This is a genomic window from Mucilaginibacter sp. cycad4, from assembly GCF_034263275.1.
In the GTDB taxonomy this organism is placed as follows: Bacteria; Bacteroidota; Bacteroidia; order Sphingobacteriales; family Sphingobacteriaceae; genus Mucilaginibacter.
Genome location: NZ_CP139559.1, coordinates 1,309,657 through 1,336,148 on the forward strand (window position 1 = coordinate 1,309,657; position 26,492 = coordinate 1,336,148).

Below are 26,492 nucleotides of genomic sequence, written 5' to 3' on the forward strand. Positions count from 1 at the left end.
TAACGATATTTTTTAAAGTGATTTGCTTTCGAATAACGGGGCTTAACCAATACGTATGCCTGTTTTTTATATTATTGATAATGAGTGGTTTGTGTTTTGTCTTGACTCTTGGATGACGAAATGTCGTAACGAATTGCCATTACTAACGGAATACAGCAATTGTCAGTTACTTGATAATAAAACAAACTTATAATCAGCGTTAAGGTTAATCAGAATAGTTGCATGCTAAATCTGAAACAAATGTTGAGCATTTATTATAAGATCTGGGTTGATGCCATTACGCAGGAAAGGGCAAAGAAGGGAGAGGATGGTAAGCATTGGAAGGCATTTACAATTATCCCCATGTCCTTGATTCAGGGTGTTAACCTGCTGACGTTATTGTTTATTCTTCGTTTTTTTACTGATATTCCTATCCTTTTTACAATTGATCTAACCAGGGATAAAGCCATAAACGGCTTCATAGCCGGTTTGCTTGTTTTTTTTATTCCCTTTGTGCTATTGAATTACCTGCTTATATTTTACAACAATCGTTATAATAAGTTAATGAACCTTTATCCCAGCCGCAACAGTAAACTTTATCGTAATTACGTTTTAATAAGTTTGGGTATCATAGTGGTCCCTTTTGTGTTTAAGCTGTTTTTTTAACAATGGATTGTATCAGCAAAATTCCTTAAACTGTTATGATTTGGTTTTTGATGGCAAAAAGTACCATGCCCGTTCTTGATTTAAGCCCAAACTTTTGAAACAGCGATTCGCGATAATTATCAATAGTATGCGGGCTCAGGTTCATTTCGTCGGCAATTTGCCTGTAGGTAAGCTCAGAGCAGCTTAGTTTCAGAAATGTAAGTTCATTGGAGGTAAGCTCTTTGGATTTATCGACGGGGGTATTTTTATTTTGCATGGTATAAAGCAATTTGCCGCTTACCAGTTCATTTAGATAATAGCCGTGCTTTTGGATAGTTTGCATCGCATAAACTACGTCTCTTATCTTCGATTCCTTAAGCATATAGCCAACAGCTCCATTCTTAAGCATGTTTATAATCGGTTTGTCTTCGTCAGACATACTCAATGCCAGCACTTTTACCGTTGGATGATTTTCCCGTAGCCAGGCCGTAGCTTTGTACCCATCCATTACCGGCATGGTTATATCCATCAGTACAATATCAGGTAAGGGAGATTTTTTGAGCTTGCTGATCATATCCTCTCCATTTTCGGCGTCGAAAAGGATGTTAATCTCTTTAAAATCGCCCAGCAAACTGATCATTCCTTGTCTGAATAAGGTATGATTATCAATTATAGCAATTTGTACAGGCCCGGCAAATGTTGAAGTGTGCATTAATATTAGGTGTATATGTTAACTGATGTTAATCATATTGCCAAAGTAAAAAAAATAATGAACTTATATTTCATTTTACCATGCGGTTTAAAACAAAATAGGGTGAAACCACCCTTTTAAATTTTTAATTGTTAAGCGAGATTCGGGTTGTTGAAGAAATATATCCTGTTTTAATTTTTACCCCTGATAAAATTACAGTTCAAACCATATTAACCTGAATTTAGGGAAGCCCTAAACCTTTTTACTTAATTATTTAATATTGATGTTTAGCCCATTATAAAAGCCATTCGCTTTCATAATGGGTTATTTCGTTTTACAGCCGCCTGTCTTCTTCTTTGATGGGCAGGTCATTGATGCTGGCATAGCGCTTTTGCATCAGTCCGTTTTCGTCAAACTCCCAGTTCTCGTTACCATAAGCACGAAACCATTGGCCTTCGGCATTATGATATTCATATTCGAAGCGTACGGCAATACGGTTATCTGTAAAGGCCCACAGCTCTTTTTTTAATTTATAATCGAGTTCTTTTTGCCATTTACGGGTTAAAAATTCAACTACCTGCTCGCGCCCGTTCACAAATTCCGAGCGGTTACGCCATTCGGTATTGATGGTATAAGCTAAAGAAACCCTTGCCGGGTCCTGGCTGTTCCAGGCGTCTTCGGCTAATTGCACTTTTTGGGTGGCCGTTTCAAAATTAAATGGGGGGAGTGGCAGCTTTTGTTCCATGATGGTAATAATCTAATTTGATATATCAAAGTTAAGACGATGCAGGTTCATTTAATGGTACTATTCAACGTTCCCTTGGTATTATGTTTTCTTTTTTTAAATTTAGATAGGCCATATTAACCAATTTATTGCCTGTTAATCATGAAAGCCAAAAGTACAAAATCAGTTGCCCTTGCCGACTCGGCAGGGGTAGACAGTTATATGCGAAAGCTTGATCATCCATTAAAGGAGGTATTAGGAGCGCTGAGAAAAATTATCCTGGCTATTGACGATGAAATTGGCGAGCACATCAAGTGGAATGCACCGAGCTTTTTATATATCGGAGAAATGAAGCCCTTTGATCCTAAAGAGTATAAGAGATATATTATTGTTTCAAACGTATACCAAAAAGATTGTATCAGGCTGGTATTCCCTACTGGAGCAAAGATTAACGATACATCAGGTTTGCTTTCCGGCGATTATGCAGACGGCCGCCGGTTGGCTTTTTTTCACAATATGGAAGAAGTTAAGGCAAAAGAAGAAGCTTTGCGAAACGTTGTAAAAACCTGGTTGACTTTGCTGGATAAATAAAAGGAGAAAGCCATGATCAAATTTATTCAATACATAAAAGATCTCAGTCCTGAAGCTGTTAATGCTTTGATTGAAAAAGATCACAGATGGCTTACCTGGGCCGAAGACAGCGGTAAAAACGCACTTCATTACCTGTGCGGCATTGAAATCGCCAAACGCCCTGAAAAAGCCGAAGAAAGTTTGACCATGCTTAAATTATTGCTGGCAAAAGGGATGGATATCAATTCAATCCACCGGATAAAAGAGGAATGCGGCTTTTTTCCGGCCACCCCACTTTGGTATGCTTATACCCGCGGAAGAAATAAGCTGTTATATGAATATTTGCTGGCTAATGGCGCCAATCCGGAGCATTGCATGTATGCCATAACCTGGTATAATGATGTAGAAGCCGCCGGTCTGTTTAAAAGCTATGGAGCACAAACAGACCCAGGTGCGGGAAATGACAGCCCGTTCATGGCCGCATTCAACTGGAAACGCTTTGAAGTGGCCGAATGGTTTTTAAGCAATGGTGCCGATGTAAACTTTGTCGATAAAGACGGGAATACTGCACTTTTTTATGCAGTGAAACGAAAGTATAAGCTGGATCAGATAAGATTGTTGCTGAAATATGGCGCCGACTTTAATATAGACAATAAACAAGGGATATCAGCTAAGAAATTGGCAGAACAAAATAATCAGGCCGGGGTTTTGAAGTTGTTTACCGCTTGAAGGTAAGAAATGATTATAGGCATGCTTTTAAACAGATAGCCCATAACAATATTTGCAGCGCAGTACCCTGCAGTAGTAACTTATTTATAGCGCCCATTATAAATTGCTGTCGACTTCGTAGGTGCCTCCTAATCTACGTGTAAACATCGCCATTTTAGTATTCACAATCTGCCCATTTTATTTAATTTTGCCGAATGGATTTTATCATAGAAGCAGCCGTAAAAGCAGTTAAACAATTATACCAAACTGACATTGAACCGGCTGCCGTTAGCATACAGGAAACCCGTAAGGAGTTTGAAGGACAAGTAACTATAGTAACCTTTCCGTTCACCAAATTTTCGCGCAAAGGACCTGAACAAACAGGTGCCGAAATAGGGGAGTACCTTAAAAGTGAATTGAAGGAAGTTGCTTCCTTTAACGTGATCAAAGGTTTTTTGAACCTTTCCATAACCGACGAATACTGGATCGGTCGTTTATATAACCAGATTACTGCCGATGACTTCGCGGTAGCAAAACCTAACGGGCAAAAGGTAATGGTGGAGTATTCATCGCCCAATACCAATAAACCGTTGCACCTTGGCCATATCCGTAATAACCTTTTAGGCTATTCGGTTGCCGAAATTTTGGCGGCCGATGGCTATGACGTGGTCAAAACCAACCTGGTTAATGATCGTGGCATCCATATTTGTAAATCCATGCTGGCCTGGCAAAAATTCGGTAATGGCGAAACGCCTGAATCTTCGGGCATGAAAGGCGATCACCTGGTAGGTAAATATTATGTGCTTTTTGATAAAGAACTGAGAGAGCAGCTTAAACCGGTTTTGAACGAAGTTTACGAGAAGCATGATCTTTCGGCCTTTAAAGAAAATCAGAAAGTAAAAATAGAAGAATCGTTAGCTACCATAGCCAAGGTAAAGGAAAAACGTGGACAAACAGAGGAGGCAAACCAAAAGCTTATCAGCGAACTTAATGAGAAAATCGCAGGCGAAGAGGATAAAATTAAGGAGATAGCTAAAAATGCTACTCCAATCATGGTTGAAACCCAGCAAATGCTCCAGAAATGGGAGGCCGGTGATGAAGAGGTAATGAACCTGTGGAGAACCATGAATGGTTGGGTATACGCCGGTTTTGCTGAAACTTACAAGCAACTGGGTGTTGACTTTGATAAATACTATTACGAATCGAATACCTATCTGTTAGGTAAAGATATTATTGAAGAAGGCCTTGCGAAAGGCGTATTCTTTAAAAAAGCCGATAACTCTGTATGGATCGACCTTACCTCAGATGGGCTTGACGAAAAACTGGTGCTTCGTGGCGATGGTACTTCCGTTTATATTACCCAGGACATGGGTACTGCACAATTGAAGTACAACGATTATCACATGGATAAGTCAATCTATGTAGTGGGTAACGAACAGGATTATCATTTTAAAGTGCTGTTCCTGATCTTACAAAAATTAGGTAAAACAGGCTCGGACGGTTTGTTCCATCTTTCATATGGCATGGTTGATTTGCCTTCGGGCAAAATGAAATCGCGTGAGGGAACAGTAGTTGATGCCGATGACCTGATGGCTGAGATGGAGACTACAGCTAAAGAACAAACCGAAGCCATGGGTAAAGTTGATGCTTTTAGTGAAGAAGATAAGGTTGCATTATATCATACCATTGGTATGGGGGCCCTTAAATACTTCCTGTTAAAAGTTGATCCAAAAAAACGTTTGCTGTTTGATCCCAATGAATCAGTAGATTTCCAGGGGCATACGGGGCCGTTTATTCAATATACCCACGCCCGGATTAAATCGGTATTAAGCAGGGCTGATTATCAACCGGCAATAAAACCGGTAGTAACTGAATTAGCAGGCGTTGAGCGCGATCTGATCGTTTTGCTCAACAAATACCCAGAAACAGTTAAAGAGGCGGCCAAAGGTTATAGTCCGGCTGTTATTGCCAACTATGTATATGAGCTTGCCAAAACTTATAACAAGTTTTACCACGAAAAATCAATATTACAGGCCGAGGATGAGGATTCAAAGCAATTCAGATTGCATTTATCTGCCTCGTCAGCAAAAGTGATCAGCAAAGGGATGAAGCTTTTAGGCATTGAAGTGCCGGAGAGGATGTAGAGCCCCCTAACCCCCTAAAGGGGGAACAATAGCGATTAAAAAAGCCTTTAGCGGATAAAAAATTGCTAAAGGCTTTCCTATTTTATAACTCCCCCTTTAGGGGGTCGGGGGGCGAGGCTATCTCCAATATCCCTTCATCCAAATATACCCACGATTAGTTGGTTGCCAGTGACCTCGTACATATACGCGATTGTATCTTGGCCTTGCGTAAAAGCCCTGGCGGTAAACGTAACGGTTTCCGTGCCATACCCATTCTCCGGGTACCCAAACTGCATTAGGGTAGGGTGCTACCGGGCGTACGTAAACCGGTTCAACGGGTTGCTCGGTTACATAGGCCTGGCCTGCGCATGATGCAAATAATGAGCCTGTTAGGGCAAGCACTATTCCTAATTTAACAATGGTTTTCATTTTAAGATGTTTTTAGTTGTTCAGTATAATAACTATTGACAACTTCAAACATCGAAAGTTTAACCGCGCTTAGGCACAGAATTTATCAGCTACAACCAGATCTTTACTGCCTGCGGTGTATTTATAAAATCCACTTCCTGTTTTAGCTCCTAAATGGCCTGCCGTAACCATGTTTACCAATAATGGACAAGGGGCATATTTAGGATTGCCGAAACCATCATGTAATACTTTCAAAATGGCAAGGCAAACATCAAGTCCAATAAAATCGGCTAATTGCAGCGGCCCCATCGGGTGTGCCATACCCAGTTTCATCACTGTATCAATTTCCTGCACGCCGGCAACGCCTTCATACAAGGTATAAATAGCCTCGTTTATCATGGGCATCAAAATGCGGTTGGCTACAAAGCCGGGATAGTCATTTACCTCCACCGGGTCTTTACCCAACGTGCGCGAAAGCTCCATGATGGTTTCGGTAACAGCATCGGTAGTGGCATAACCCCTGATCACTTCAACCAGTTTCATCACCGGCACCGGGTTCATGAAATGCATGCCAATCACATTGCCTGGGTTTTTAGTAACTGAAGCAATTTTGGTGATAGAAATAGATGAGGTGTTGGACGCTACTATCACGGTATCTTTGCAAATTTCGCTAAGCTGTTTAAATAGTTTCAGCTTAGTTTCCTGGTTTTCGGTGGCGGCTTCAATTACAAGGTCGGCATGTTGAGCGCCTTCGGCTAAATCGGTAAAAACGCGGATGCGGCTTAGGGTTTCAGTTTTTGCCTCTTCGTTAATAGTGCCTTTTTTTACCTGCCTGTCCAGGTTATTGCTGATAGTTTGCAGGGCTTTGCTTAGCGCATCGTCGCTGATATCAACCAGTGATACCTCAAAGCCATGCTGGGCAAATGTGTGGGCAATGCCGTTGCCCATAGTGCCTGAACCAATTACGGTAATGTTTTTCATAGTATATGTTTGCGAAAATGGCAATATATAGGTTATAAGGCCGCCGGTATTACAAGGTAATAAACTTACCGGCCTCTTTAACAGTTTTTTTGTTGATAGTTTTAAACTCGGGAATCTGTCCAAGATCAGCTACTTCCGAATATTCGAGGATATAGCTTTTGGAATAGATGTCCTTATCACCGTTAAAAACCACCCCCATAACCGGGATGCCGTATTTCTTTAATGCATGTAAGGAAAGCAGGGTATGGTTAATACTGCCCAAATAGTGTTTGCTTACCAATATCACCCGGGCGTTAAGTTGTTTAATGAGATCGATGATCAGAAAGTTATCATTCAGCGGTACCATGAGGCCGCCGGCTCCTTCTATGATTAACTGGTTATCTGTTTTAGGAAGAATAATGTTTTCCAGGTCAATAGTTACCTTATCAAGGGCCGCAGATTTATGAGGCGAAAAGGGTTGTGTAAGTGCGTAAGCCTCAGGAAAAAAATGGCTGACCTTATTTGAGATAAGGTTTTTAACTTTCAGGGTATCGCTGTTATCAAGGTCACCCGATTGTATGGGCTTCCAGTAGTCTGCGTTTAGTTTTTCAGTTAAAATAGCCGAAACCAGGGTTTTACCTATTCCGGTATCAATACCGGTAATAAATATCGGTTGCTTATCAGGCATGTAATAATATAAATTTGTTAAGAGTTACAGCCAGCAAAGTTAATTCATTTTCAGTATTAAAACTATGCAGGCAAATCCTGATCCGCTCGGTACCCTGTGCAACCGTTGGGCTTAAGATGGACCTCACATCAAAATTATTCATTTGCAATTGTTTAGCCGCTTCCCTGGCCATTTCATTGCTGTTGAGCACAATACATTGAATAGGGCTATTGCTGTTTAACAAAGTGAAATTTTCGCCTGTGTTTACTTGCTGTTTAAACAACTCAATATTTCTTTTCAGGCTGATAATGGCTTCGCGGGAATTTTCCAATAGCTGATAGGCCATTTTTATAGCTGCCAACTGATGGAAAGGTGCTGCAGTAGTATAAATAAAGGAGCGTGCAAAATTGATCAAATAGTTCCGTAAGTTATTGCTTCCAAGTACTATAGCCCCGTGCCCGCCCAATGCCTTGCCAAATGTTACCACACGGGCAAAAATCCTTCGCTGTAAACCAAGTTCGCAAACCAGTCCTTTAGCGTAAAGGCCTAAAGCATGTGCCTCATCAACTATCAGGGCTGCATTATATTTTTCAGTGAGGCTGAGAATTTCAACAAGGGGAGGAGTATCACCATCCATAGAATACACACTTTCAATAACTACATAACAATTGCCTTTAGCCAGCTTTAGTTTGCTTTCAAGACTATCGAAGTCATTATGTTTAAAGCTGTAGCGGTTCGCGTAGCTTAATCGTGCTCCGTCGATGATAGAAGCGTGCACCAGCTCATCTAAAATAATGGTATCGCCGCGCTGGGCAAGGGACGAAAGCAGGCCAAGATTGGCATCATAGCCCGAATTAAAAAGCAAGCCGGCTTCACTGTCATGATAAGTGGCTATTTGCTTTTCCAGATCTTCGGCATATTGTATGTTTCCTGATAGCAATCTTGATCCGGCGGCACCATTGAGGCTAAGCGGATGAGTGTCCACCTCATTTACTATGCTTTGTTTTAAAACTGCTGAGCGGGCAAAGCCAAGGTAATCGTTTGAGCAAAAGTCTACCAGGCTGTTTTCGGGTTTCAATTCACGGTAGGTGCCCGATTGCTGCCGCCCGTGTAATTTGTTCTTTAAAAAATCTTCGACCGGTTTCAATATGCTTTGTTTTGTGCAAAAATAAAAAAAGCGACCATTGGTCGCTTTTTTCTATCTGATAATGTTTACTGGCCACCGCCGCCTTGTCGCATGCGGTCCATTCTTTCTTTCATTGCTTTGTCATAAGCTGCAGCTTGTTCGGCTGTTAAAATAGCTTTGATCTTGGTGTTAGTTGCTTCCATCATTGGACGCATTGCAGAGCGCATTGCATCCCTGTCGCCATTGGCAGCGGTTCGTACGCTATCCATTTTGGTAGCTTGTTCTTTGTAAACTGCAGTGATCTTTGTAGTTTGATCATCTGTTAATTTAAGCTGGGTTTGCAAATCCTTAGCTCTTTCTTCAGGGCTTTTCCTCATGCCGCCTTGTGCGTGGCTGGCTGCTGAAATTCCAATCAGGAAACAGCACATTAACAATAATTTTTTCATCGCTTTTTAATTTAATTTACGTTTTAACGGTATGATAAAGATATATCGTAAAGGTTTAAAAAAGCTGATGTAACTTAATTGTTGCCTTGCTGTAAATTTGATATGGAACGCTGCATCTGGGCCATCATTGCTGTAAGGCTTTCCATGGTTGGTTCAGGTGAAGGAGATGGTAATTGTGTTGAGATATACCCTTTAGCTTTCCATAATTCCAGCACATCTTCGCCCGATATTTCATATGGCTCATAAACCGGATTGTCAGAAATGAGCTTTAATTTTTTGTTCTCTTTAAATTTATTACCAATACGTTTATAAACCACGCCATCATTTTTTGATATTACCACATAGGTTTCGCCGCTTTTAACATCGCCCCAATTCTCTACATATTCACCTATTATAATAGTACCTGATTGTAGAGGCAGCATAGAGTCACCTTTAATCTCAAAGGCACGGAAAGTGCCCTGCTTAAACATGGGTAAATAAAACTTGGGCAATTGCGCCACATATTCAGGGTCGGCATAACCGTTGAGATAGCCGGCGCTGGCCTTTACAGGCACCATTTCTATATTTTCATTTTCCTCTTTATCAACAGAAATACTCAGGATACGCAGGTTGGCAGGATTGCCTTTTGGTTTTGGCTGCCATTTCTCATTGATGGTTTCGTTGATAAAGTCATCAATAGTAACGTCAAAATAGGTTGCTAATGTTTTTAGTAGTTCGTATTTGGGGTCGGCCCGGTCTTCTTCATATGCGCCTACTAATGAACGTTTTATACCTAATTCATCCGCAAATTGCTGCTGCGTTAAACCCTTCTTTTTGCGGAGAAACTTAATATTTTGTGAAATTATTGACATAAAATTTGGATTTGCTAAATTTATTAGTAATTTTATGCTCATAAAGTTAGTAATAATTATCTGTTCACCAAATTTTTTATCATAAAATGAAACGTTTTGTTTATATCATTACCGACAGGAACCGTAAAAATCTGCATGTAGGCTTATGTTCAGACCTGATGAAAACCATCCAGTTTTACAGCGAAATGCCAACCTTGTTTTTTGACAATGCGCAGCAGCTTAATCGTTTGGTTTACTTTGAGGAGATCAATACCGAAGAGCAGGCTATGGAACGTTTTAAAGTGGTGAGCACTTATACACGCCCGCAAAAAGAAAAAACGATCAGAGCGGTTAACCCGGATTGGATAGATCTGACCATTGGTTTAAAATACGAAAATGGTTTGCGCGTAAGGCCTCAGTTGCGACCGTCGTTAAATGCAAACCGCAGGGTTATGGCTTTTTAACAAATTTTAAAGCTCCAGAATTCATGCAGTACCTTTTGCCGCCGCGGTCGGCAGGGCCATCGTCAAATACGTGGCCGAGGTGTAAACCTGTACTTTTTTCGATAACCTCATCGCGGCTCATGCCGTAGCTGTTATCAGTAACTATTGCTACTTTTTTCGGGTCAACCGGTTTAACGAAGCTTGGCCAGCCCGTACCGCTGTCAAATTTATCGTCAGAGCTGAACAGCACTTCGCCTGTTGCAGCGCTTACATAAACACCTTTTTCGTGATTGTTCCAATATTCGTTGTGATAAGGCGGTTCGGTACCGCTTTCAACCATAATGTGATATTGATTGGGACTGAGTGTTTTTTTCCATTCATCGGCAGGTTTGCTCAGTTTGCGTTTGGCATCCTGCCCGCTTATATTTTGGCATCCCAAAGCTACCAGGATGCTTAAAGCTATAGTTGCTAAGATAAATACTTTCATAGCCTATGTTTGATGTTATATTGATTGTAACAGCCTCTTTTTGATTAAAAGAACGCTTAAATACTATAACTCAAATACGTAATTATATTATACCAGGATTGTCATCTGGCAGTCTGTTTATATCAGCTTCTTTTTGGGTATCAGTACTTTGTTTACCAGGTGTACTATGCCGTTGTTTTGTTTAATATCAAACTGACTGATCGTACTTTTACCTCCACTGCCATCAATCAAAACAATATTGCTATTGCTATCTATTTTAGCGAATAATTTACCGCCCGAAAGCGTGGTGAATATAGCCATTCCTTTACCCCGGTTAATCCGCTTCTGAATGTCTTTTGCTTTAAACTGACCGGCAATGGCGTGGTAGGTAACCAAGTCGGTAAGTTCCCAAATGTGCGCCGGTTTGGCAAGCGAATCAAACTTGCCTGCAGGCATATTATTGTAGCCGTCATCAACCGGCACAAATATGGTGATAGGCCCCCGGCTGGTATAAGTACGGGAGAGATCTGTTTTTTGTATAAAGATGTAAAAGGTGTGCGTATTTGGAGCTAAGGATATGTTTTTCACGATATCATTGGTTGGGAGCATAGTTGCCCCGGTGGTGTTACTGCTTTTATTTTCGGTTTGGGCCAGCAATATTGCCGGGTAAAATATAGTCAATGTAAATAGCAGTAACTTTTTCATAGTGTGAAGGTTATAAGCTAAACATGCAAAATATAAATAGGTTTTTTAAATGAGAGATGAACCAGGAGTTGGAGATTAATTGAGGGCGGTAGGTGGCGAAACTTTCGGTTTGTATACCTACCTTTGTTAACCTATGAATATCTTCCCTGCACAATACTCAACCTTATCTTCAAAAGCACTGAATGTAAAGCTCCGGGAAAGCTACGGTTTAAACAGCACCACCTGCCGGTTATTGATCCGCAATGTGAGTGATACGTATGTTATAGAAAACGCGACTGAAAAATACATTTTCAAAATTTACCGCGATGCGCACCGTAAGCTGGAAGAGATCAAAGGCGAGGTAGAGTTGCTGACCATCCTGTTTGAAAGAGGCGCTAAAGTGTCAAGGCCAATTCCTGATATAGATGGCGAAATGTTGCAGGTTTTCAATGCCGCCGAAGGGATTCGTTACGGCGTGTTGTTTTCATGGGCACAGGGAGGTGTTGTTTCTGCTCTTAGTGAGCAGCATCTTGAAGCAGTAGGCAAGGAGATGGCTGCGATACATAACCTCACTTCTTCAATTGAACTTAGCCATCAGCGTAAAGAATATTCAATATATACTGCACTAATCGATCCCATCAAAGTTATTGAACCTGCATTTGCCGGACTTGAAAACGAGTACGAATACTTGAGAAATACTGCTGTTGATGTAATCGCCGAATACAACAAATTTGGCGTCGGGTTCAGTTATGGATACTGTCATTTTGATTTTCTTCCTAAAAACTTTCATTTTACCGACGCTGGTGAGATCACCTTTTTCGATTTTGATTTTGCAGGGAAAGGGTTATTAGCTTACGATATTACCTCCTTTTTTATCCATTATTTTATGGAAGTTACCTACGGGAAAATTACAGAACAGCAGGGACGTGATGCATTCAAAACCTTCATTGCAAATTACCGTAAGGTTAGGCCATTGTCAGATGAAGAAATTAACGCCATCCCATATTTAGGTTTCGGTTTTTGGGTGTTTTACCTGGGGTTTCAGTACGAAAACTTTGATGACTGGTCGAACCTCTTTTTCGGTCCGAGGTTTTTAAAAGACAGGGTTGCGTTGATTAAGAAATGGATGGAGACGGCTCATCTTTTATTGCCATAGTTTATTGTTAGGCAATATAAAACAGAAAAGCGGCCGCATAGCCGCTTTCCTTATATCATCCATCATAATAAGCAATATTACCAGCCTGGTGTAAAACCTAAGCCAAACAAAGGTTTTTTAACATCGCTGCGGTTAAAAGGAACAGCCAGGTAAGGCTCTAATATAAAAGCGCCAAAAACGTTTATTCGTAAAGAAATACCAGCGCTCAATGCCGGTACCCGGCCGTAAATGTTTTGTGTTGTAGTAGTGCCGTCAGAATTTATAAAATCCTGCTGACCAATCACCGGCGGATCTTTCTGGAAATAGATATGATCACCTGAGTTCCAGGCTAAACCTGCATCAAAAAACAAGTTAAGATCGGTAAACAGGAATTTGGATTTAATAGCAGCCAATTTTTCGGGGCCGGTAAACGGCAAACGTACCTCAAAGTTAAACACAGCTAAACGGCTGCCTGATAACTGATCGATGGTGAAGCCGTTGGTTGTGGCCTTACCGTTATTATAAAATGTTTGCCCTTCATAACCCCTGATATAAAAAGGATAACCCACAAATAATGGATAAAGCCCTTTGTCGTCACCAAAACGCCCGGTAGCAAAGAACCTGGCAGCAAAGGTAACCGGTGCTGTACGTACGTACTTCCTTACATCAATTGTTGGTGAAAAGAACTTATATGTGCCAAAATTATAACCTGCTTCCAGCCTGTACCTGAAGCCATTCAACGGTGCTGTAACGCCAAAAAACGAGTTGTCGCCAATTAACGCAGTTGAAAGCGTTAAAATGGAGTATGATTTTAAGTTATAGAAATAAGTTGAGCCGTAGTTTTGATTAAGGGTTGCAGACTCTTCTTCGTTAGGGATTTTTTTCCTGTCGGATGTGATATAATTACCTATGCCGATTTGCTGCTTGCCATTTACTACCGCAGTATCAATGAGGTAGTAATCGCTATAGCGGTCAACGCGGTAATAATTGTGAGAGGCGGCGCCGCTTACTTCAAAGCGGGTGGTTTTTGAGATAGGGTAGGAAGTGAACACCCTGCCCGCATCCTCAAAATTGCGGATAATGTCAATGTTATCAGAATAAACGGTTTGATTTTTACCGCCCACATTCCTTACCGGGTAGGTGGTTGTATTGAAGCCGAACTGGTATGGGATGTGAGAAACACCTACACCAAGGTTCCAGCGGCCGGTTTGATTTACATAGGTTACAGCAGCACCTGAGTCATAGATCTGCCCGTTTACCGAAGCAGCTGCAAAGATCTGGTTACGACCAAGGATATCACTAAACACACCCTGGATCCCGCTTGAAAGGCTTGTGCCGTAAAAGTTACTTACACCAACACCAATGCCGCTGCCTGCAAGGTAATCAAGCTTAAATTTGGAGCGGAAAGGAATAGCCTTAACCGAATCAGTTGGGATTTTGCGATAGGCCAAAAAGTTGTTCAGGTTGGAGTTGATCAGGTCGACACCTACCGAACGGTTTGGAGGCAGGGTGCCCGCTGCAAAATTAACATCGCCGGGCTGCACTACAATTGGTGTAAAGTCGGACGCTTTGGCGTTGTAGATAGAATATTTTTGTGCGCGGTAGTATGAATAAACCACATCATCGTGATTGGAAATGCTTAAAGCCGGCGAGTACTCGGTAATACCGGAAATGCCCGTAAACAGGTTGGTCATTTGTTCTATTTGACCCGACACGATAGTATAACGGTAAAGGTTACGGAAGCCATCGCGGTTTGACAGGAAATAGATCTGTTTGCCATCTGCCGAATATTGCGGGTTCAGGTTGTTGGCTCCATTAAAGATTTTTATATCGGTTACTTTTCCTGTTTCCAGATCAAGCTCAGCGAGGTTGAAAGGGATATCCTGTTCCAATGATTGATCGTAAGTTGTCCTGTCGCTCGAAAAAATGATCTTTTTACCATCTGGCGAATAGCTTGGCTGGTAATCAGAATACTTATCGTTAGTAAGCTGTGTGATCTTTTTGGTATCGAAGTTATAAGAGTATAAATCGCCCTGTCCTTCAACCAATCCCTGGAAAACAATGTCCTTACCATTTGGAGACCATGACAAGTTGCTGAACTGACCTACCTGCTCCATCGAGATATCGTCAATTACATTGCCGCTTTTCAGGTCAACCACATCAAGCCTGTTACGCCCTTTGCTAAATACACTAAATGCAAATTTAGTTCCATCCGGCGACCAGGCACCTGCCGATTCGATAAAGTTAAATTCATCAATATGGGTGTTGGATACCTTACTCGTGAGCTTTCGTAATATGCGCCCTGTTTTAGCATCAGCCAAATAAAGATCAATGCTGAATAAGCTTTTGGCCGATAGAAAGGCAACATATTTACCATCGGGACTGACAGAAGGCGCAACAACAAGGTCGCCGCCGTTTTTACTATCGACCAGTTTGATGCCCTTCGGTGTTTGAGTGGTATCCTTTAAAAATGGCTTATAGGTAGCCTCGATAGAGTTTTTCCAGAGGCGCGAAAGGGTACGGTCGTCATAACCAAATGTACGCCTGATACCATACTCTAAACCATATTTAGCCGCGTTTTTAAAGAAGGGCACTATTACCGTATCTCCATAAGTTGAGCCGATGAACGACCAGAATGCCTCACCATAACGATATGGAAAGTATTTACTGCTTTCGGTAAGGTCACGAACTGTTGGGATATCGTGGTTCAAGTAGGCATCACGCATCCACATGGCAGTGTAAGTGTCCTTTTTACCTAAGGAAAGGTATTCTGCCATGCCTTCTATCATCCAAAGCGGAATATTGTTTATGTTTTCATATTCGGACGAATCATGCCCCATCAGTAACCGGTATTGAAAAGCGTGCACCAATTCGTGGCCGATAACGTGCCTCGTAGTTTGATTGGTTTCCATCACCGGCATTACCACACGGTTCTTAAGGCCTTCGGTAACACCGCCTGTACCCACGCTAATCTCGCCATCAATTGCAGTGGTTTGCTGAAAATCGGGGTGGTTAGCGTATAAGATTATCGGGTTGGCATGCTTAAATGTATCCCTGAAAACCTGTTGATGGAGGGTATACCAAAGTTCACTTTCCTGGGCAAAGCGTTTCACCATACTATCATTTTTCAGGTAGTAGTAAATCTCGAAGTGCGGGGTTTTATAAACGTTAAACTTGAGGTTTTTGTACCTCACTTTGTTTTGGCCAAAATATTGCGCCCTGGCATTGATGCTTATCAATAACGAGCCAACAAAACAAATGAATATAATGGTGTGTTTTTTAACTCTATTGAAAAGTGAGTAAACTTTATTCATATATTATTTAACTAAATAGATATGGCTAATTTAATAAAATAAGGTTGTTCTTAATTCAAAAAACAACCTTATTCATTTTCTCTTCACTTATGAAAATAACGCCTCTACCTGTTTATCGCTGGTTAGGCGGTGCACTTTCCGGGTTTTCCGGATTGTTTTCCTGTACAGGTGTTACGCCCGTTGTATCAATAGGGTTGCTTAAGCTATCTGTTGATGTTGTATCTTCTTCAATATGCGGCGATGGACAGTTGTAAGTTTTGGTGATTTTGGTCCATGGTTTTGGGAATGGGCCGTAAGTGTAACCCAACGATTTATCAGCATAAACCCTTTCCATAAAGCTGCCGAAAATAGGTAAGGCGGTGTGCGAGCCTTCGCCGGTTTCAGAAGTAGTGAAGTGCACAGAGCGGTCGTCGGCCCCAACCCAAACACCAGTTACCAGGTCTTTGGTGATACCCATATACCAGCCGTCTACATAGTCGGATGATGTGCCGGTTTTGCCGCCTATCTGGTTATCTTTTTTCCAAAGGCCGTTGTATTCCCAAAGTGCCTGCGAGGTACCACCAGGTTCTTCCATCCCCCCGCGGAACATGTAAAGCATCAGCCAGGCGGTTTCTTCGCTTAAAACCTTTTCGGTTTTGAGCTTAAACTCCTGTATTACATTTCCCTGCTGGTCGGTGATTTTGGTAACCAGCAAGGGATCCAATTTTTCGCCTTTGTTAAGAAATGTGCTATAAGCCCTAACCATTTCATAAACCGAAACATCATTTGAACCTAACGATACCGACGGAACGGACTTTAAAGGGCTTTCGATGCCGCAGCGGTGAGCGTATTCCACAATTTTATCCCAGCCCACTTTTTCGGTTAGCTGTGCTGTGATGGAATTTACAGATTTACCCATAGCCCAGCGCAGTGACATTTCACGATAGGAGAAATGGAAGTCGGCATTATTGGGTTCCCAAACTTTGTTCTCGCCGTTGTCTTTGTACTTGATGGATACCGGTTTGTCAGTAAACTTATCGCAAGGGGTAAAGCCATTATCAAGCGCGGTTAAATAAGCAAATGGCTTGAAGGTGGAGCCTGCCTGTCTGCGGCTTTGGTTTACGTGATCGTAATTAAAGAAACGGTGATCAATACCACCAATCCAAACTTTTATTTTACCGGTTGATGGCTCCAGTGTCATCATGCCGGTGTTCAGGATTTTAGCGTAATATTTTATAGAATCTATAGTAGAGAAAGTAGTGTCCTGCTCCCCATGCCAGGTAAACACAGTCATCCGCTTTTTCGTTTTAAAGTAATCCTGGATCTTTAGCGTATCACCGCCGTATTTTTTTTCAAGTAGCTTGTAAATAGGGAGCCTTTGTTCGTTTTTGAGTATGAAATCTTTGATCTCAACGCCTTTTGAATCCCGCCACGGATTTTTGTTTCCCCAAAGGTTATAGAAGCGTTTTTGCAGCATCTTCATTTTTTCGGTAACAGCTTCTTCGGCATATTGCTGCATCTTTGAATCGATGGTGGTATAAATCTTCAGGCCATCCTCATAAAGGTTATAATCATTTTCCTTACACCATTTATCCAGCCATTTCTCAACAGCGCGGCGCAGGTACGAATCGCCGTGGGAGTCGTCTTCAACATAACTCAGGTCGAGCCCGAGTGGCAACGCGACGTTACTTTTATACTGGTCGGCAGTGAGGTACTTATATTTCTCCATCTGTCCCAACACAATATTGCGCCTTTCGGTAGCACGCTGCGGATTTTTAATGGGGTTGTAGCTCGATGTAGCTTTCAGCATGCCGATAAGTAAGGCTGATTCGGCAGGATTTAAGGTGCCGGGCTGTTTATTAAAATATTTTAACGATGCTGTTTTAATACCGTATGAATTATTGCCGAAAGGCACAGTATTGAAGTACAAGGTCAATATTTGCTGCTTACTGTAAACATGCTCAATTTTAAAAGCGGTAAGCCATTCCTTGCATTTATAAACAATAGTGCGCAGCACCGGGATATGCTTAATGACGCCCTGCGATTTCTTTTTACGTGTTTCAAAAAGGTTTTTGGCTAACTGCTGGGTGATGGTACTGCCACCGCGCCGGTCGCCTTTGGCCGTTGAGAGCACGCTGGTAAAAAAGGAATAAAAATCTACACCACCATGACTGTAAAACCGTGCATCCTCAGTTGCCACGAGGGCGTTTACGAGGTTGGGGGAGATCTCTTTAAATTCAATTGGTGAGCGGTTTTCCTTGTAATACTGGCCTATCAGTTTGCCATCGGCAGTGTAAACCTCCGATCCTACCGAAAGTACGGGGCTTTTAATATCCTGCATGTCAGGTGAGTATCCGAAGAGCCAAAGGAAGTTAAGTTCAATAGAACAAAAGAAAATAATTACGAAGTAAATGAATATGACAAAATATCTCAGAAACCGGTTGCGTATACGTCTGAACATTGGGTAAAGATGTAAAATTATGACACTATATCATAGTGCAGTTTAACAAATATAAACAACGTAAAATAGACAGGTAAATTTTAGGTTAACACTGGCATAATACATATTTATGATGTGCAAAGTACACAATAAATAAATCAAAAGCTGTTTGGATAAAAAAAATCAGATGTTGAAGGTTGCCGCGTGTAATTGAAATCAAGTTGCTAAAACTTTAATGTGGTTTTTGTACTTTGTATTGATATCTATTTATTATATGAAAAGTTTGACAGAACAATTTAAAGTACCAGGTAATAGCAAATTTTCGCTGAGTGATCATGATCCGGCATTTAGTGATGGTTATGAAAAAGAAGATGCCGGGGTTGTTTTGAACGAACTGATAGCTGAAACTTCTAAATTGGAAGCACAACTTTATGCCTCAAATAGTTATTCATTGCTTATTATTTTTCAGGCAATGGATGCTGCCGGGAAAGACAGCGCTATAGCGCACACCATGTCGGGTATAAACCCGCAGGGCTGCCAGGTGTATAGCTTTAAACAGCCCAGTTCAGAAGATTATGATCACGACTTTTTATGGCGACATTACAAAGCCCTGCCCGAAAGAGGGCGTATTGGTATCCATAACAGGTCGCACTATGAAAATGTGCTTGTCGTTAAAGTCCATCCCGAACTTGTTTTAAAGGAAAATAACCCCGCGATAAAACAAGTAAAAGATATTGACAAGCAGTTTTGGGAACAACGATATGAGAGCATCCGTTGTTTTGAACGGCATATTTGTAACAGCGGCACTGTTGTGATCAAATTTTTCCTTAACGTATCAAAACAGGAGCAAAAGAAGCGGTTTTTAAAGCGAATAGATAACCCCAAAAAAAATTGGAAGTTCCAGGCCAGCGACATTGCGGAGCGGGAGCATTGGGATGAATATATGAAAGCTTATGAAAAAGCCATTAACGAAACCGCTACAGATGATTGCCCCTGGTATGTTATCCCGGCTGATAAGAAATGGTTTACGCGCATCGCGATATCAACAATAATCAGGGATACCCTGAAAGAGTTGAAGCTGGAATTCCCTGTTTTGCCTAAAGACGAAATGGAAAAACTACAGGAAGCTAAACAGTTATTAGAAAAGCAGTAATGGTGATATTCAGACTTACGAAGTTTTCAAAACTTCGTAAGTCTGAGACTGCGCTGTGAAAATCTTAAATACCTGAAAACATATTTTGTGCAGGCTCTCCAATAAGCGGCATCGGTTTTCTTTCGCCATTAACAGCACCAATTAAACCGATGATCCATATGATCAAAAAGCCTAAACGTACTATCCAGATAATAGACATGCCAATGAATACGCCTGATGTTACAAAGGCCATACCAATAATGAGAGCTGCCGCCCAGGAAACAACTATTGATGCAAGGTGGAACAATAAGGTTTGTCTTAACTGGTAGGCTGCCAGCGGCGTTTTATTGTTGGCATACATTGCAAAATAGGCAATAAGCCATCCAATAAGCGTAAAATAACTGATGATGCCGGCGGTCTTACCGTCGTCGGTTGTTGGTTTGTAATTTTCCATGTGTGGTAAAGTTTTTTTGTATACAGCTAACCATTTAAAAATGAAATAGTTTTATCCATTTTTAAATGATTGCCCACAACGGACTTTATTCATCCGCACATCTGAAATCTGCACATCAAATCATTACTCTACCGTTATTTCATCAGCAAAAATGTAAGATTGGCTGCCTTTGTTCTCATGCCAGTCGGGTAGCGGGCCATATTGTTTGGCTATCAGTTTAATGTACCGGGTATTGGTATTTAGCGGTGCTGTAAATTCCTGAGTTTGTACGTTAGTATCTTTAATATCAATTTTGGTATTAACGGTGGCAGCCAACTTATAGGTTTTACCATCGTTTGATGTCCAGAATTGTACATATTTAGGGAACACAATCCATGCGCGGCTATCCTGCAATGTATTGATGCTGATTTGTTTGATGGGTTTAACAGTGCCCATATCAACGATACACATAAAATCCTTTCCCTGGTAGCCCTGCCAATTGCCTAAGCGCCAGTTAGTAGTGCCATGCTGTCTATCAATTAATGATTCATCGCCCTTAGCCGGGTAGTTTGGCAGGTATTTGTTCAGTATAGTTAGCTTAATATCGTTGCGGAGCTTGATGAAACTTGCTTCGTCTATAAAGCTGCTTTTGCCGTCCTTTATCGCGATAGCTTTCACCGTAATATTGTCGCTGATATTGATAGATTGGGTATAAAGGGCTGAAGCTGTAGTAGGGGCAGAGCCATCAAGGGTATAATAGATCTTTGCATCGGCGTCCTGGTCTTTGATCTGGATGCTGAAAGGCTGTTTAAAGGACCTGGACGGCGCTATAATGTAAGGATTAGGTACGATAAGGTTATCGGTGATCTTTGAAACGGGCTTCTCCAAATCCTGGGTAAAGATCTTATTTGCCAGCCTGCCGGTAAATACTTCAAAATCGCCGCCTTTGGTAATATCATCGTAGTTGATGAAAAGCTTGCTGTAAACCTTTTTATCAAGGTTCATGCCCTGCAGGTAGATATTGCTGCGGGTAATGCCGGCGCCGGGGTTAATAATGCTGAATTTTTTGCCGTTTTCAAGGTTGATCACTGCCTTATCAAATTGCGGGATCCCGATCTGGAAATCCTGCTGACCGGGAGCAATATTGTAAATCCCTAACGAGCTCATCACATACCAGGCCGACATTTGCCCGCAATCCTCATTACCGGCTAAACCATCGGGTTTGTTGCTGTATTCTTCGCGCAAAATACGGCTTACATAAAACTGGGTTTTATCCGGCGACTCGGTAAAGTTATATAAGTACGCCATGTGGTGGCTTGGTTCATTACCGTGTGCATATTGGCCTATCAGGCCTGCAACATCGGGAATGTCGCTGCCACTCAATTTTGATTGGGTGCTGAACAATTCATCGAGTTTGTTTTCAAACGCCTGCTTGCCACCTATTTTATCAATCAGGGTTTCAACATCATGCGGTACTAAAAATGAATATTGCCAGGAATTGCCTTCGGTATAATTACCGTTGATCTCTGTGGGGTCGAGAGGTTCAAGCCAGCCGCCATTTGCACGGGCCTGCATAAAAGTATTCTGGTTGTTGAAAACATTTTTCCAGTATTGTGCCCGCTGAATGTATTGGTTATAATCATCGGTTTTGTTGAGCATTTTAGCCATCTGCGCTATACACCAGTCGTCATAGGCATACTCCAACGTTTTAGACACGGACTCATCTTCTTCATCTGATAGAACAGCTCCGTTTTTTCGATAGTTATCCAGCCCAAATTGGTTACGGTTTACAGCGGCTTTCATAGCAGTGAATGCTTTTTCGGCGTCAAAATCACGAATCCCTTTAGCATAGGCATCCACAATAACCGGGATAGCATGATTGCCGATCATGCAATAAGTTTCGGTGCTCGCAAGCGGCCATATCGGTAGCAATCCGCCCTGATCATACATCGCAATAAAGCTTTTGATAAAATCGAGCGTACGCTTTCGGTCTATCAAGGTTAGCAGCGGGTTCTCGGCCCTGAAGGTATCCCATAAGGAGAAAACCGTGTAGTAATCAAAGCCCTGGGCAGTATGAACCTGCTGATCCATGCCACGGTATTGCCCATCCACATCACTGTAAATATTAGGGGCCACCATGCTATGGTATAAAGCGGTATAAAATATGGTTTGTTTTATTTTAGCATAATCGGGTTGTACTACTTTTTTAGCGGGAGGTGCATAACTGTATGGGCTTGTACCGCCTACAGCTTGAGTTTGCGAGGATGGGGAAGGAGCACCACCTTCAACCTGGATCTTGTTAAGTTCATGGTTCCAGGCTATTTTGGCTTCTTTCTGAATTTTTTTGAAGTCGAAATCAGGTACTTCTGCATCCAGGTTTTTTAAAGCACCTTCGGTGCTTACAGAGGAGATACCCACCTTGCTGATTACTTCGCCGGGATTATCAAACTGCAAAAACAGCTTTACGTTTTTGCCTTGAACTTTGCTCTGGCCATTTTGTACCTCGTTATTTAAAGCAATACCGTAAGTTTTAAAAGGCTTTGAAAACTTAGCATAAAAATAAACCTGTTGTTTATCTGCCCACGATTTTGACATACGGAAACCACGCACTTCATGATCGTTTACTACTTCTATCCATGAATCCAAAACCTCATCGCGGTGCTGCAGATCGATAATAATGTTTGCCTTATCGGTTGATGGGTAGGTGTAGCGATGAACGCCGGCACGTGTAGTTGTAGTTAGCTCAACGCCAATATTATATTTATCGAGCAGTGTTTTATAATAGCCTGGTGTTGCACTCTCATTCTTTTTATTGAAGTGCGAGCGGTATTCGGTGTTGTTAAATTTAGGATCGCCGGTGGTAGGCATAAACAATACATCGCAATAATCGGGTACACCTGTGCCGCTTAAATGTGTATGCGAAAAGCCATAAACCAAACTATCGGTATAATGATAACCTGAGCAGCCGTCCCAGCCTTCAAGCCTTGTATCCGGACTAAGCTGCACCATGCCAAAAGGCATCACCGCGCCGGGATAAGTGTGCCCGTGCCCGCCGGTACCGATAAAGGGATCAACCAGTTGGGCATAGTCCTTATCCTTTTCTTTTTTCTTTTGTGCCGATGAAATGAATGGCAGACCAGCTAATAAAGCGATAGATAAAGATGAGCGGAATACGTATTTTACGATTGACATATTATTTATAGGCGATTCAATTTGAATGAGCACAAATTACACTAATTACCATGAATATTTGTTAACAGTAACGGTCACTATTTTATTGCTCAAATGGAAGGCGATGAATAAAGATATTATAATAAACAAAAACGTCATTGCGGGGTATTAAGCAATGACGTTTTTTATTTACTAATTCGATTTAATTCGAAATAATTAGTGTCTTTATCCTTTTATCACACCCACCTTTTTCAAAAGCTTGCGGTTTTCGCGGCGGTGAATTAACCGGTAAACTATGGCGTAAATAACAGGTAGTATCAATAAGGTAAGGATGGTTGATGTAACCAAGCCTCCAATAACAACGATGGCTAACGGTTTCTGGGTTTCAGAACCGATGCCGGTTGAAACAGCGGCCGGCATCAAACCGATGGCAGCCATCAAAGCAGTCATTACTACCGGGCGTACACGTGAAATTACACCTTCCATTATGGCTGTGTCAAGCGGCATATGCTCTTCCAGGTTTTTCCTGAATACCGAGATCAGGATCACACCATTCTGGATACACACGCCAAACAAGGCAATAAAACCGATGCCGGCCGAGATACTGAAGTTTGTACCGGTAATATGCAGGGCCAAAATCCCGCCGATAAGGGCGAAAGGTACATTCAGGATCACCAAAAATGCATCTTTTACATTACCAAAGGTGATGAACAAGATCAGGAAGATCACCAGCAGGCAAATAGGCACCACATGTGCAAGGGTTGCTGAGGCGCGCTGCTGATTTTCAAATTCGCCGGCCCAGGCAAATGAGTAGCCCTGGCCAAGTTTTACGCGGGCGTTAACTTTTTGCTGTGCTTCGGCTATGGTACTGCCCAAATCGCGGCCGCGGATGGAAAACTTCACAGCGATATAACGCATATTATTATCGCGATAAATAAAGGCGGGTCCTGTAGTGGTTTTGATCGATGCTATCTCTTTAATGGCAATTTTTGCACCGTTAAGGGTAGGCACCATCAGATTTTCGATCTTATCCTGGGTATCTCTGAATTGCTTTTGATAACGGATCCGTACATCAAAATGGCGTTCGCCTTCGTAAAGTTCGGTGGCAGCCTTACCGCCTATAGCCATTTCTATAACAGAGTTGGCATCGGCTGTTGAAACACCATACAAGGCCATTTTACGCTGATCAAGCTCTATCCTGAACTCCGGCTGGCCGAGGTTGCGCAATACGCCCAAGTCCTCAACACCCTGAACGGTTTTCAGAATACTCAGTACGCTGTCTGCCTTATGGTCAAGAGTATCAAAGTCGGGGCCGAAGATCTTAACGGCCAACGAGGCATTCACGCCGGCAACAGCCTCGTCAACGTTGTCACGAATGGGTTGCGAATAATTAAATACAGCTCCGGGTATTTTGGTTAGCTGTGCATCCATCTGGGCTATCAGTTCATCTTCGGATAATCCTTTGCGCCATTCCTTTTTATTTTTTAAGTCTACCTGGATCTGCACGTTGAAAAAACCTTTTGGATCCGTACCATCGTTAGTTCGACCCACCTGGGCAAGCGTTTGTTTTACCTCGGGGAATTTTTCGAGGATCTGCATCATTTTTTGATTGATGCTTTCAGCTTCAGATAAGGAGACGCTCATCGGCAGTTCGGCCTCAACCCAAAGCGCTCCTTCATTAAGATCGGGCAAAAATTCCGATCCCAAAAACCTGAATGAGAAAAATGTTACCGTCATAAAGGCCACAGCAACAATAAGGCTCAGTTTTTGGTTTTTATAGGTGAACCCAAACATTTTACGGATGCCATTTTCAAAAAACAAAACAACCGGGTTGTGTTTTTCTTTTACGTTTTTGCTTAATAAAATACTTGACAGGGCCGGTACAAGTGTTAAGGTAAAAATGAGTGCCCCAAGCAAAGCAAAACCAAGGGTATAAGCCAATGGAGAGAACATTTTACCTTCCACTTTTTGGAAAGCGAAGATGGGCACCAAACAGGTAATGATAATGAGTTTGGAGAAGAAGATAGCTTTACCCATTTCGGCGCCTACATTTTTAAACAGGCCCAGTTTGGCAAGGCCATTAAATTTTTGCATGCCTACTTCTTTGGCCCGGTGGTCAAGCGCTACAAAGATCCCCTCAACCATCACCACGGCACCATCTATGATGATACCAAAGTCAACCGCACCCATGGATAGCAGGTTGGCGCTCATACCCTTTATGCGCATGCATATAAAGGCAAACAGCAGTGCCAGCGGGATGATGATAACCACGGTAAGCGTAGTGCGCCAGTCGGCCATGAACAATAACACGATTACAGTTACCAGTACGATACCTTCCAACAGGTTATGGATCACTGTTTCGGTACAAAAATCCATCAGGTTGGTACGGTCATAAAAGGTATCAATTTTAACATCCCTGGGCAGGATGTTATCATTGAGGTCTTTAACCTTATCGCGGATGCGGCTCAATACCTCGGCGGGGTTTTCGCCCTTGCGCATTACAATAATGCCTTCAATAACATCCTTCTGCCTGTCACGGCTCACCTGGCCAAGGCGCGGCAGCCCGCTTTCCTTAACATCTGCAATGTCACGGGCCAGGATAGGCACGTTATTTACATTTTTAATGATGATATTCTGGATCTCTTCAATATTATTGATCAAACCAATACCGCGAACCACATAAGCCTGATCGTTTTTTTCAATTACATCGCCGCCTACGTTAATGTTACTGCGGTTAATGGCATTGTAAACATCGAGCGAGGTAAGCTCATATTTGCGCAACAACGAGGGGTTAACACTAACCTCGTATGTTTTTTCTTCTCCGCCAAAGCTGTTTACGTCGGCTACGCCGGGTACTGATTTAAACTGGCGGTCGAGGATCCAATCCTGGATAGCTGTAAGCTCATGGATAGATTTGGTATGGCTTTTTAAGGTATAGCGATAAATTTCGCCTGTAGGCCCGTAAGGTGGTTCAACTTCAGGTTTTACACCATCGGGCAGGTCGGCATTGCCCAGGCGGCTTAATACCTGCTGCCGGGCAAAGGCGTCATCTACGTCATCGTCAAAAATGATACGTACGTACGATAAACCAAAGGCCGAGGTGGTACGAAGATTAGCCTTTTTTTGTACCGAATTTAAAACGGTCTCCATGGGGATGGTGATCATTTTTTCAACTTCTTCGGCACTGCGGCCCGGCCATTGGGCTATAATGATGATCTGGGTATTGGTAACATCCGGAAATGTTTCAATAGGAGTGTTAGTATAGCTCCATACGCCAATCACGGCCAAAACTGCTGTCATGAAAAACACGAAGTAGCGGTGCCTTAGCGAGAAGTATATGATGTTTTTAATGAATTTGTTCATTGTTTGATCAGTATTGAGTTTCAGGTTAATTTGTCAGCCTAATGCAGTGTCTGTG

The 26,492-nt window shown here is 42.0% G+C and carries 22 protein-coding genes; 7 read left to right on the forward strand and 15 right to left on the reverse strand.

What is annotated here, in order from left to right; genetic code table 11:
* Positions 1 to 240: 240 nt before the first annotated feature.
* Positions 241 to 645, forward strand: coding sequence for a hypothetical protein (locus SNE26_RS05515; RefSeq protein ID WP_321558365.1), 405 nt, complete (start codon positions 241 to 243; stop codon positions 643 to 645).
* A 25-nt stretch (positions 646 to 670) separates the two neighbouring features.
* Here the strand turns inward: SNE26_RS05515 and SNE26_RS05520 are convergent, their stop codons facing one another.
* Both SNE26_RS05520 and SNE26_RS05525 read right to left on the reverse strand, forming a co-directional pair.
* Positions 671 to 1,336 carry a response regulator transcription factor gene (locus tag SNE26_RS05520; RefSeq protein ID WP_321558366.1) on the reverse strand — a complete coding sequence of 222 codons (666 nt, stop codon included), beginning with the start codon at positions 1,334 to 1,336 and terminating at the stop codon, positions 671 to 673.
* Positions 1,337 to 1,649: 313 nt separating this feature from the next.
* On the reverse strand, positions 1,650 to 2,060 hold the full coding sequence (locus SNE26_RS05525) for a nuclear transport factor 2 family protein (protein ID WP_321558367.1): 411 nt from the start codon (positions 2,058 to 2,060) through the stop codon (positions 1,650 to 1,652).
* A 141-nt stretch (positions 2,061 to 2,201) separates the two neighbouring features.
* Between SNE26_RS05525 and SNE26_RS05530 the strand changes: the two genes are divergently transcribed.
* The 3 genes from SNE26_RS05530 (at position 2,202) to argS (ending at position 5,461) form a co-directional block, all read left to right on the forward strand.
* Positions 2,202 to 2,630, forward strand: a complete 429-nt coding sequence (locus SNE26_RS05530; RefSeq protein ID WP_321558368.1) for a DUF1801 domain-containing protein — start codon at positions 2,202 to 2,204, stop codon at positions 2,628 to 2,630.
* 12 nt (positions 2,631 to 2,642) lie between these two features.
* The gene (locus SNE26_RS05535) at positions 2,643 to 3,338 is read left to right on the forward strand and encodes an ankyrin repeat domain-containing protein (RefSeq protein WP_321558369.1); all 696 of its coding nucleotides are present in this window, start codon (positions 2,643 to 2,645) and stop codon (positions 3,336 to 3,338) included.
* Between the two features lie 194 nt (positions 3,339 to 3,532).
* The gene (argS, locus tag SNE26_RS05540) at positions 3,533 to 5,461 is read left to right on the forward strand and encodes an arginine--tRNA ligase (protein ID WP_321558370.1); all 1,929 of its coding nucleotides are present in this window, start codon (positions 3,533 to 3,535) and stop codon (positions 5,459 to 5,461) included.
* 117 nt (positions 5,462 to 5,578) lie between these two features.
* On the opposite strand, the gene SNE26_RS05545 is transcribed toward argS, so the two are convergent.
* From SNE26_RS05545 to SNE26_RS05570, 6 genes are all read right to left on the reverse strand, one after another.
* Complete coding sequence (locus SNE26_RS05545) at positions 5,579 to 5,869, reverse strand: hypothetical protein (RefSeq protein ID WP_321558371.1); 291 nt, start codon at positions 5,867 to 5,869, stop codon at positions 5,579 to 5,581.
* 69 nt (positions 5,870 to 5,938) lie between these two features.
* A complete protein-coding gene (locus tag SNE26_RS05550; RefSeq protein WP_321558372.1) occupies positions 5,939 to 6,829 on the reverse strand; it encodes a 3-hydroxybutyryl-CoA dehydrogenase in 891 nt (296 codons plus the stop codon).
* Positions 6,830 to 6,878: 49 nt separating this feature from the next.
* Positions 6,879 to 7,496, reverse strand: coding sequence for a dethiobiotin synthase (gene bioD / locus SNE26_RS05555; protein ID WP_321558373.1), 618 nt, complete (start codon positions 7,494 to 7,496; stop codon positions 6,879 to 6,881).
* Positions 7,489 to 8,622 (reverse strand): pyridoxal phosphate-dependent aminotransferase family protein, encoded by a 1,134-nt coding sequence (locus SNE26_RS05560; protein ID WP_321558374.1) that lies wholly within the window; start codon positions 8,620 to 8,622, stop codon positions 7,489 to 7,491. Before SNE26_RS05560 ends, bioD begins: the two co-directional genes overlap by 8 nt.
* 65 nt (positions 8,623 to 8,687) lie before the next feature.
* Complete coding sequence (locus SNE26_RS05565) at positions 8,688 to 9,047, reverse strand: hypothetical protein (RefSeq protein ID WP_321558375.1); 360 nt, start codon at positions 9,045 to 9,047, stop codon at positions 8,688 to 8,690.
* A gap of 74 nt (positions 9,048 to 9,121) precedes the next feature.
* Positions 9,122 to 9,898: a helix-turn-helix domain-containing protein gene (locus tag SNE26_RS05570; protein WP_321558376.1), complete on the reverse strand. Its 777-nt coding sequence runs from the start codon at positions 9,896 to 9,898 to the stop codon at positions 9,122 to 9,124.
* Positions 9,899 to 9,984: 86 nt separating this feature from the next.
* On the opposite strand from SNE26_RS05570, the gene SNE26_RS05575 reads away from it, so the two are divergent.
* Positions 9,985 to 10,341, forward strand: a complete 357-nt coding sequence (locus SNE26_RS05575) for a GIY-YIG nuclease family protein (RefSeq protein ID WP_321558377.1) — start codon at positions 9,985 to 9,987, stop codon at positions 10,339 to 10,341.
* Here SNE26_RS05575 and msrB read toward each other — a convergent pair.
* Positions 10,328 to 10,807, reverse strand: a complete 480-nt coding sequence (msrB, locus tag SNE26_RS05580) for a peptide-methionine (R)-S-oxide reductase MsrB (protein ID WP_321558378.1) — start codon at positions 10,805 to 10,807, stop codon at positions 10,328 to 10,330. The two genes, SNE26_RS05575 and msrB, sit on opposite strands and share 14 nt — an antisense overlap.
* Before the next feature lie 117 nt (positions 10,808 to 10,924).
* On the reverse strand, positions 10,925 to 11,491 hold the full coding sequence (locus SNE26_RS05585) for a fasciclin domain-containing protein (RefSeq protein ID WP_321558379.1): 567 nt from the start codon (positions 11,489 to 11,491) through the stop codon (positions 10,925 to 10,927).
* Between the two features lie 133 nt (positions 11,492 to 11,624).
* Here SNE26_RS05585 and SNE26_RS05590 point away from each other — a divergent pair, with 133 nt between their 5' ends.
* On the forward strand, positions 11,625 to 12,626 hold the full coding sequence (locus SNE26_RS05590) for a phosphotransferase (RefSeq protein ID WP_321558380.1): 1,002 nt from the start codon (positions 11,625 to 11,627) through the stop codon (positions 12,624 to 12,626).
* A gap of 77 nt (positions 12,627 to 12,703) precedes the next feature.
* Here the strand turns inward: SNE26_RS05590 and SNE26_RS05595 are convergent, their stop codons facing one another.
* Positions 12,704 to 15,919, reverse strand: a complete 3,216-nt coding sequence (locus SNE26_RS05595; protein ID WP_321558381.1) for a DPP IV N-terminal domain-containing protein — start codon at positions 15,917 to 15,919, stop codon at positions 12,704 to 12,706.
* A 112-nt stretch (positions 15,920 to 16,031) separates the two neighbouring features.
* Positions 16,032 to 18,359 carry a transglycosylase domain-containing protein gene (locus SNE26_RS05600; protein ID WP_321558382.1) on the reverse strand — a complete coding sequence of 776 codons (2,328 nt, stop codon included), beginning with the start codon at positions 18,357 to 18,359 and terminating at the stop codon, positions 16,032 to 16,034.
* A 253-nt stretch (positions 18,360 to 18,612) separates the two neighbouring features.
* Between SNE26_RS05600 and SNE26_RS05605 the strand changes: the two genes are divergently transcribed.
* Entirely contained in the window at positions 18,613 to 19,491 is an 879-nt protein-coding gene (locus SNE26_RS05605) for a polyphosphate kinase 2 family protein (protein ID WP_321558383.1), read from the forward strand.
* Positions 19,492 to 19,555: 64 nt separating this feature from the next.
* On the opposite strand, the gene SNE26_RS05610 is transcribed toward SNE26_RS05605, so the two are convergent.
* From SNE26_RS05610 to SNE26_RS05620, 3 genes are all read right to left on the reverse strand, one after another.
* The gene (locus tag SNE26_RS05610) at positions 19,556 to 19,924 is read right to left on the reverse strand and encodes a hypothetical protein (protein WP_321558384.1); all 369 of its coding nucleotides are present in this window, start codon (positions 19,922 to 19,924) and stop codon (positions 19,556 to 19,558) included.
* A 123-nt stretch (positions 19,925 to 20,047) separates the two neighbouring features.
* Positions 20,048 to 23,095 (reverse strand): GH92 family glycosyl hydrolase, encoded by a 3,048-nt coding sequence (locus SNE26_RS05615; RefSeq protein WP_321558385.1) that lies wholly within the window; start codon positions 23,093 to 23,095, stop codon positions 20,048 to 20,050.
* A 204-nt stretch (positions 23,096 to 23,299) separates the two neighbouring features.
* Positions 23,300 to 26,437, reverse strand: a complete 3,138-nt coding sequence (locus SNE26_RS05620) for a CusA/CzcA family heavy metal efflux RND transporter (protein ID WP_321558386.1) — start codon at positions 26,435 to 26,437, stop codon at positions 23,300 to 23,302.
* Between the last annotated feature and the right edge of the window lie 55 nt (positions 26,438 to 26,492).